The 8097-nt window shown below is 54.9% G+C and carries 7 protein-coding genes and 2 pseudogenes; 8 read left to right on the forward strand and 1 reads right to left on the reverse strand.

Going from position 1 to position 8097, the window contains the following annotated elements; genetic code table 11:
• Window positions 1-123 precede the first annotated feature (123 nt).
• A pseudogene (locus BIX52_RS24145) lies at window positions 124-321 on the reverse strand (IS30 family transposase); the annotation flags it as partial.
• Window positions 322-364: 43 nt separating this feature from the next.
• On the opposite strand from BIX52_RS24145, the pseudogene BIX52_RS22200 reads away from it, so the two are divergent.
• The 8 genes and pseudogenes from BIX52_RS22200 to BIX52_RS22230 all read left to right on the forward strand — a co-directional run.
• A pseudogene (locus BIX52_RS22200) lies at window positions 365-649 on the forward strand (IS3 family transposase); the annotation flags it as partial.
• A 120-nt stretch (window positions 650-769) separates the two neighbouring features.
• On the forward strand, window positions 770-1657 hold the full coding sequence (locus tag BIX52_RS22205) for an ABC transporter permease (protein WP_205647890.1): 888 nt from the start codon (window positions 770-772) through the stop codon (window positions 1655-1657).
• 55 nt (window positions 1658-1712) lie between these two features.
• Complete coding sequence (locus tag BIX52_RS22210; protein WP_075223296.1) at window positions 1713-2990, forward strand: ABC transporter ATP-binding protein; 1278 nt, start codon at window positions 1713-1715, stop codon at window positions 2988-2990.
• Window positions 2990-3730, forward strand: a complete 741-nt coding sequence (locus tag BIX52_RS23155) for a hypothetical protein (protein ID WP_211098218.1) — start codon at window positions 2990-2992, stop codon at window positions 3728-3730. Before BIX52_RS22210 ends, BIX52_RS23155 begins: the two co-directional genes overlap by 1 nt.
• A gap of 81 nt (window positions 3731-3811) precedes the next feature.
• On the forward strand, window positions 3812-4702 hold the full coding sequence (locus BIX52_RS22215) for a glycosyltransferase family 2 protein (RefSeq protein WP_157956312.1): 891 nt from the start codon (window positions 3812-3814) through the stop codon (window positions 4700-4702).
• Entirely contained in the window at window positions 4689-5930 is a 1242-nt protein-coding gene (locus BIX52_RS22220) for a glycosyltransferase family 2 protein (RefSeq protein WP_075223298.1), read from the forward strand. Before BIX52_RS22215 ends, BIX52_RS22220 begins: the two co-directional genes overlap by 14 nt.
• Before the next feature lie 36 nt (window positions 5931-5966).
• Window positions 5967-7010: a glycosyltransferase gene (locus BIX52_RS22225; RefSeq protein WP_157956313.1), complete on the forward strand. Its 1044-nt coding sequence runs from the start codon at window positions 5967-5969 to the stop codon at window positions 7008-7010.
• On the forward strand, window positions 7007-8065 hold the full coding sequence (locus tag BIX52_RS22230; RefSeq protein WP_075223300.1) for a glycosyltransferase family 2 protein: 1059 nt from the start codon (window positions 7007-7009) through the stop codon (window positions 8063-8065). Before BIX52_RS22225 ends, BIX52_RS22230 begins: the two co-directional genes overlap by 4 nt.
• The last annotated feature ends 32 nt before the right edge of the window (window positions 8066-8097 follow it).

Here is an 8097-nt window from a genome sequence, read left to right on the forward strand (position 1 = left end):
TTCGCATCTCTCTCCTTCGCACGGGCTTACCCTCAACGGAATCCCAAAACGGACTCTTTTAAATGGGTCAATCCACTAGGGGATTTCCAATCCACAAGCCCGCGTCGGTTCAACCATGCCATCGCCGCCTGCCTCACGGAACAATCTCGTCCCGACAGGCTGCGAAAGGCCGGCCGCCAAAGCAGCATCCTCGCTCGTCATCCCGCGCGAAATCCCCAGCCAGAAGCCGCGGAGTTCAGCGCGTCCCGCCACAGGCGGCCGGCCCGGTGACCGCAAAGGTGCCCGCCCCGATTGATCCGACCGACATCTTCTAATGCCCACCCCAACCTCCCCAACCCGGATGTTGCGACGACCGTTTGAATCCGCCCAATACACGTCCGTCGCCTTCGGCCTCAGATGCAAGGAGGCCGGCGTGCGCCCGTCCATGGGATCGGTCGGCGACGCCATGTGCGAAAGCTTCTTCGCCACCCTCGAGTGCGAGCTCCTCGACCGCCGCAAGTTCCGCACGAAGGCCGAGGCCAAGATGGCCATCTTCCAGTTCATCGAGGGATGGTACAACCCCGGCCGGCGCCACTCGGCGCCCCGCTACCTGTCACCCGTCAACTACGAATGTGCCGCCGAACAGCGGCTTCAATCTGTAAGCTCATAACTGCCCGCACAACCGGGGCAACTCCAACTCCAGATGACGGGGCTGGCCTAGGCTTGAACGAGGCTTTAAACAGTCGGCTCGAGAGTCGCGGATGCGAGCCGCATACCGTAAAAGGTTGATGTGACAGTCGAGAACACCATGCCCGAGTCGACTTCGACGCTCGAGAACGGCGCCAAGCCCCATCCTGGACGGCACTTCACCATTATCGAGCCCGGCCGCACGGCGAGTAATTATTGGCGCGATTTATGGCGCTTCCGGGAGCTGTTTCTCGTGCTCGCCTGGCGCGATGTGACTGTGCGCTACAAGCAGTCTATCATTGGCGTTGGCTGGGCCCTGATCCGCCCGCTCCTGACGATGGTCGTCTTCACCGTGATCTTCGGCCGTATCGCGGGGCTGCCTTCGCCGGGGGGGGTTCCTTACACAATCATGGTATTCGCGGCGATGCTGCCATGGTTCCTTTTCTCCTCGCTGCTCGGCGATGCGTCGGGCAGCGTAGCCGGCGCCGGCGGGATGATCTCCAAGATCTATTATCCGCGCCTCATCAATCCGTTCGCCAAGTCCATCGTCTCGCTGATCGATTTTTCCATCAGCCTTGCGCTCCTTGCCGTTCTGATGGTGGCTTATGCGTTCGCGCCCGACTGGCGGGTGCTGTTTCTGCCCGTGTTCATCCTGCTCGCGGTAGCCGCTGCGATGGGGCCGGCTCTGCTGCTTGCTGCGCTTAACGTGCGCTATCGCGATTTCCGCTTCATCGTGCCGTTCATCATCCAGTTCGGGCTCTACGTTTCACCGGTCGGGTTTTCCAGTGCCGTGGTGCCGGAGGCGTGGCGCTGGGTCTATGGGCTAAACCCCCTGGTGGCGGTGATCGAGGGGTTCCGCTGGTGCCTACTGCGCGGGGAGGCTCAGCTTGGGCTGTGGGTGCTGCCAGGTCTCGGCGTGGTAGCCTTGATGATGTGGGCCGGCCTCGCCTACTTCAAGCGCACCGAGCGAACGTTCGCGGACGTGATCTGATGAATGTCCCCCAACCCTCCCCCGCCCGTCCCGATCAAGAGGAAAAGCTCAACGCATGAACTCCGACGTGGCGATCTCGGTCGAGAACCTTTCGAAGGTCTATCGCATCATGGGCGCGACCAAGCCGCCCGATACCTTTCGGGACGCGCTGGTTGGCGCTGGCGCGTCGTTCGGCAAAAAGCTCGCAGCGCTAGCAAAGGGTGATGCCTACGCTGCGATCGGCGGCGACATGGAGGACTTCTGGGCCCTCAAGGACGTATCGTTCGAGGTGAAACGGGGAGAGGCGGTCGGCGTCATTGGTCGCAACGGGGCGGGCAAGTCAACGCTGTTGAAAATCCTGTCACGCATCACCGAGCCGACCGAGGGGCGCGTGCGCATCAACGGTCGTGTAGCGTCTCTGTTGGAGGTTGGAACGGGTTTCCACGATGAACTGACGGGGCGCGAGAACATCTTCTTGAACGGTGCAATCCTAGGCATGTCGCGTGCGGAGATCCGCGCAAAGTTCGACGAGATCGTCGCATTCTCGGGGGTGGAGAAGTTCATCGATACACCAGTGAAGCGATACTCTTCAGGTATGCGGGTGCGGTTGGCCTTTGCGGTGGCGGCCCATCTTGAACCCGAGATTTTGATCGTCGACGAGGTGCTGGCGGTAGGGGATGCTGAGTTTCAGAAGAAGTGTCTGGGGAAGATGCAGGATGTGTCGGGCGAAGGGCGGACGGTTTTTTTCGTTAGTCACAACTTAAGTGCTGTAAAGCGACTGTGCTCGTCGGGTATCTTACTAAGTAACGGGGCTGTTCGAGTTCCGTTGGGCCACTTAGGCAACGTAATTGATGTCTATCAAGCTGAAATGAAGCCGGCATCAGAGGGAAATGACTTCCCATACCTGGGTGATAATGAATTTGGATCAATAGAAATCTGGTGCTTCGAAATTGTTAGAAGCTCCAATTCAGATAGCAGTGATGCGGATATTTTACAAATAAAAGGATTGGCGAAACGAAAAAAGTCAACGCCTATCAACGTAGGCGTCGATGTATTCACCGCAGATGGAGAGCATTTATTGCGATCTATGTGCACCGATTCGCAAGAATTCATTGATAGCAACGGCGTTGAAGGGGATTTTCATATAAAATTGTCCATGCCATTAAATTTAATCAACAATGGATCGTATAAAGTTCGGTTGATATCTAGTGCACATCAGGCTGGATGGCTGATTCCTCCAGGAGAGGGGCCGGCGCTTACGTTATGGGTCGATCGTTTGTTTAATGTATCTCCGTATTGGACTAGGGCGAGACCTGGTCTTATTGCCCCGCAACTATCATGGCTGGATTCTTGATGGCGTACCCAGATTCTGGATTTATCGATAATACGCTTGTCCCTAAGCTGAAATTTCATCGCCTCTTGAGGCTGATTGAAGAGCGCTACTATAGCGCACGCTTCCATCGATCCATTCTCCTTTTGTCGCCGCCAAGAACAGGAAGTACAATAGTCTTTAACGCGCTTAGATGCGCGATGCCGGGAAAATCGATCTTAAAAACGCATGAGAATCATGATTTTTTAAGACAGCTACCGCTTGTTCTGACATATCGCCATCCTTGTGACGCACTCGCGTCAGCGGTTAGGCTATCCAAAATGCCATCACGCGAAGAAGCAATACTTGAATTGTGTCGATACATGCTCAGGAGCGATGCGTGGCGCTCGGTGCAACACAAAGTATCATCAGCATCTAAAAATTGTGGAGTGCTCCGATACGAAGATTTTTACGCCGATTTTGGCCATATTTTTTCGACGATTGAGCATGTTTTTGGCGTACGTCCCAGTAAGAGTGTCGTCGACACATTTAATAAAACTTTTAATGTTATGAACGTATATGAGATTTCACAGCAGCGCGGTTCCTTTGAGTTCTATAACTCATCTGATCAAATCCATGGACAGCACGTTTCAGTAGATATGGGTCGGCCAAACAGTTACAGAAATTTTTTTGACGCATCTGAGATGGAGATCGTGAAGAATTTCCTCACGCCTCTTATCGGTGGCCTTGGATATATAATAGAGGATTCAACCAAGGTTGATTGATATTTTCAACAAATAGCCGCCATATTTCAATGACTGAAAACGGCTATAGGTAGAGATTTGTGAGTGGGGGAGGCTGTAAATTTGACGGAGAATAGCAGGAATCTTTCGTTTACTATCATTACTCCGTCTTATAATCAGGGCCGCTACCTTTCCAGCGCCATCCATTCACTTCGGTGGCAGACCGGATGCAATATTCAGTACAGCGTACTAGACGGTGGATCGACCGATGATTCGGTGGACATCCTGCGCGCCAATGAGGATTTTCTTTTTTATTGGCGCAGTGGACCTGATGACGGCCCCTACGCTGCGGTTAATGAGGGGTTGCAGTCTGGCACCGGCGATATCCTCGGCTGGCTGAATAGCGACGACATGTACTTTCCAGGCGCACTTCGGTTTGTGCATGATGTTTTCGCTGCTCGACCCGAGGTCATGTGGTTGACCACGAGGACGCTCGGTAACCTTAATGCATACGGGGATTGGAGTACGATACGAATTCCCGGAGCATCATCCACGGGAATTGCCCGTGGCCATCACATTCCCGGGGCTAATCGTCGCTTCCACGGCTTTATCCAGCAGGAAAGCACCTTCTTTCGAAGGAGTTTGATCGATGCCGCTAAAGAGAAGTATGGATTTTTTGGGCTGGATCTATCACTCAATCTTGCGGCCGATTTTGACCTTTGGCTTCGATTTAGCCAGATAGCCGAACTTTACACAACAAATAATCTGATCGCCGCGTTCCGTTGGCATGGCGCCAACAGGAGTGGACACATCGATCAATACATCAAACAAGCGTGGGTAAGCCTTGATCGCTACGGGTCTGTGCCCAAAAATACGACCTTGCACCATATCGCGGCAAAAACGCTGCCGGGACGGGTCCGATTAAAGCTCGGCATTGACTCTACTTATGTGTGCAATACTGTGAAGCGTGGACCCGGCGGAACAATTGAGACTGGCCGTCATGTCTATTTCTGATCCTTCCTCCCTCCCCCCACCACCACGTGACCGCACAGGCTTCCCGTGGACCGAGACCTCGCCTCCCGTTCCGCCAACTAGGCCTGATGGTTCGCCGTGGCCGCGCATCACCATCATCACCCCAAGCTACAATCAGGGCGAGTTTATCGAAGAGACCATCCGCTCGATCTTGTTGCAGGGCTATCCAAACCTTGAGTACATCATCATGGATGGCGGCTCAACGGACCGAACCCTTGAGGTTATCCGGAAATACGAAAGGTTCCTTAGTTATTGGGAGAGTGTTTCGGATAAAGGCCAGTCGAACGCAATTAATAAAGGTCTCGCGCATTGCACCGGTGAACTTTTTAACTGGATCAACAGCGATGATACATTGTTTGCTGGCGCTTTGCACGCAGTCGCGCTCGCGCACGCTCAGGTGGGGGATTTCGCAATCATCTGCGGCCCTACCGCGATGACCCGCGAAGACGGGTCCATTATATGGTTTTATAATAATACGCCCATCGGTTCAGAGGAAGGACTTGGCTCCATCTGGCCGAACCAACCCGGTGGTTTCATTCCCGCGAGGCTCGTCAGATCAACTCGCGTTCGAGAAGACTTAAGCTTCACCATGGACGTCGATTTATGGATGAGGCTCTGGTCGTCCGTGTCAGATCTCAGTCTTTATCCGATCGAAAATCCTGTCGCGACCTACAGGCTTCACGATAACTCCAAAACGTCGAGCGGTGCATCACCGTTTTCGGAGGAAGAGTTCTGCCTTCGACATGACATGATGCAGTGTCTTGGCTTTTTCCGCGAGCCGAACCCGTTGACACGCATCCGCAATTCGCTGCCAGTCCCAATAACGACCTACACGATTAAACGCCCCTTTGATAGGAATGAAATTCCACAATATTTTTGTAATAGGCTTGCCCTAGATCGCTCGATCCTTCGGGATGTCATATGGAAGTCATCGTCATCCGAGACGCAATTCATCCATGACTATATGGACATTCTACGCTGGCTTGCAGCATGGCGTGCGCGCCACCCTGGCAAGATTGCGCCCGCCGATCTCATGCTGATGGAGGGTCTCAAAACCACGCGCTGTTTTGATATACGCACTGCACTCCAGATCACCAGGCTGTCGCCGACGCATCGAAATCTCGGCAGACTGGGACGGCTTGCCCTGTCACACGCAAAGAATTCCGTCAAAGACGCCCTCGCGGGTCAGAGATTCATCCGAGGCAGGTAACAGCATGACGACGCGCCTATGGAGGCATCGGAACACATGATCCATTCTGCAACCGAGTGTGGCAGCTCCTCGTGCTCGGTGATCGTTTGCACATACAATGGTCGGCCTCGAATTCATGAAGTTCTCACTGCTGTAAAGCTCGCGGCGAAAGGTCTAAACGTCGATCTTATCGTCGTCGATAACAATTCCATCGACGGTGTAGGGGATTTTTGCCGTGAATGGGCCGAGGAAAACGTTGAAAGTACATTTAGCGTTTCTGTAATTCAGGAGACCCTTTCAGGAACGTCTTACGCGCGTCGCGCGGGGGTGCGACGCGCGAAGCACGACACGATCATATTCGTAGATGATGACAACATAATTTCGCAAAATTACCTTAAGATGGCCTGTGAGATCATGACGGATCGTTCCGTCTACGCTGTAGGTGGCGCTGGCGTTCCGGAATTCGAAACCCCTCCGCCTGCATTCGTCTACAACTATCTGCCCTGGCTTGCCTGCGGCGCCCAGTTCAGATCCGTGGACGACCTTTTCCTTGATGTCATCGACCTGACAGAGTCCCAAGAACTGAATATATATAGTGCAGGTTTAGCTGTCTATCGCCCTGCTCTTGAACGCCTGTTTGATGTCGAAGGATTCCCGGTTCTTTCCGGACGCGTTGGGACCAAAATGGTAACCGCTGGAGAGGACATCGAGTATATTTATGGATTATCCCTTTTAGGAGGGCGTATTTTATCATGCCCCAGCATGACTTTTATTCACAAGATAAGCGCATCTCGTTTAAATCCGGAGTATTTTAAGAAATTGGCGGATGGAAACCCTCCGTCAGCTCGAATTCATAAGCTATACGCGATCGCGAAGCGCGTTGATCGCACGCCAACCCGCACTGTTCGCAGCATATTGCGTGGCGTTCGCGCAATCGTCTCGGGCGGACGTGCCAGCCAATTCGCGTTCGAGATGCTCGCCAGCTTTGGTCTCTCAGGAATAATGACCCCGGATCAACGACGAGTCTGGGCGATCGCACGGGAATGCCGTCAACAACGCGGCAATCGGAACCGAACAGTCACACTGGAGCGCTCATCGTGATTGTGCCGTGTGATCCGGCAACGACACCGGCAGTCTCCATCGTCGTTCCGACCTTCCGCAGGGCGCCGCTACTGTTTGAGGCGGTGCGTTCAGTCCTCGGGCAGACGATGCGCGATCTCGAGGTCATTGTGGTCGATGATGACGGTGACGACCGCGACACCCTCGATGTGATCGCGACCCTGGCGTGTGATGGCCGTGTCCGTTACTTGGAGCGACGCAGGCACGCTGTACGCGGCGGAGGACAGACTACGCGCAATGTCGGGCTCGCCTATGCGCGCGGGCGCACCATTTTATTTCTTGACGACGATGACATCCTCTTGCCGCATTGCCTCAAGCAACGCCTCGCGGTGCTGGAAGCCGATCCCAACCTCAGTTTCGTTGTCGGCCAGTGCCGGCCGTTCCACGATGCGCCTGCGCCCATGGGCCCACTTTGGCGGAACTGGGATTCTGACCAGGACGATCTTCTTCTGTTTCTCGCAAACGCTCCTCCCTGGCAGACAAGCGGTCCGTTGTGGCGGCGCGCCTCGCTAGACACGATTGGCGGCTGGGACGAGGATCTTTCCGCCGGGCACGACTACGAATTCCACCTGCGCGCCCTCGCCGCGGGGCTGCGGCATGCTCGAATCGACGTCGTGGACTACGGGTGGCGCCGACCGCGGGCCGATTCCTTCTCCAGCTTCGAAGCATTCAAGAGCCAGCACCGCGCCGGCGACCATGTCGTCGCCTTCGTAAAGGGGCTGGATCATGTGGGGCGGGCGGACCGATTAGACCGAGCACGCGCATATGCGGCCGGCCGTAGTGCCGTGCGCTTCGCAGTGTGCTGTCGGCACCATGGCGGTTCGCGGCGCACCGCCATGGCAGCGCTCGACGCGGCGCGGCGCTGGAGCTGCTTGGCCCGCCACGAATACGTCGAAGCAAGCGCATGTATAGCTGGATGGATCAGAATCGCGGATCACATCCCGGCGATGGCATGGTTGAACCGACGCGGGCTTGTGGATTGGAAATCCCCTAGTGGATTGACCCATTTAAAAGAGTCCGTTTTGGGATTCCGTTGAGGGTAAGCCCGTGCGAAGGAGAGAGATGCGAA

The organism is Acuticoccus yangtzensis (assembly GCF_001927245.1).
GTDB classification, from domain to species: Bacteria; Pseudomonadota; Alphaproteobacteria; order Rhizobiales; family Amorphaceae; genus Acuticoccus; species Acuticoccus yangtzensis.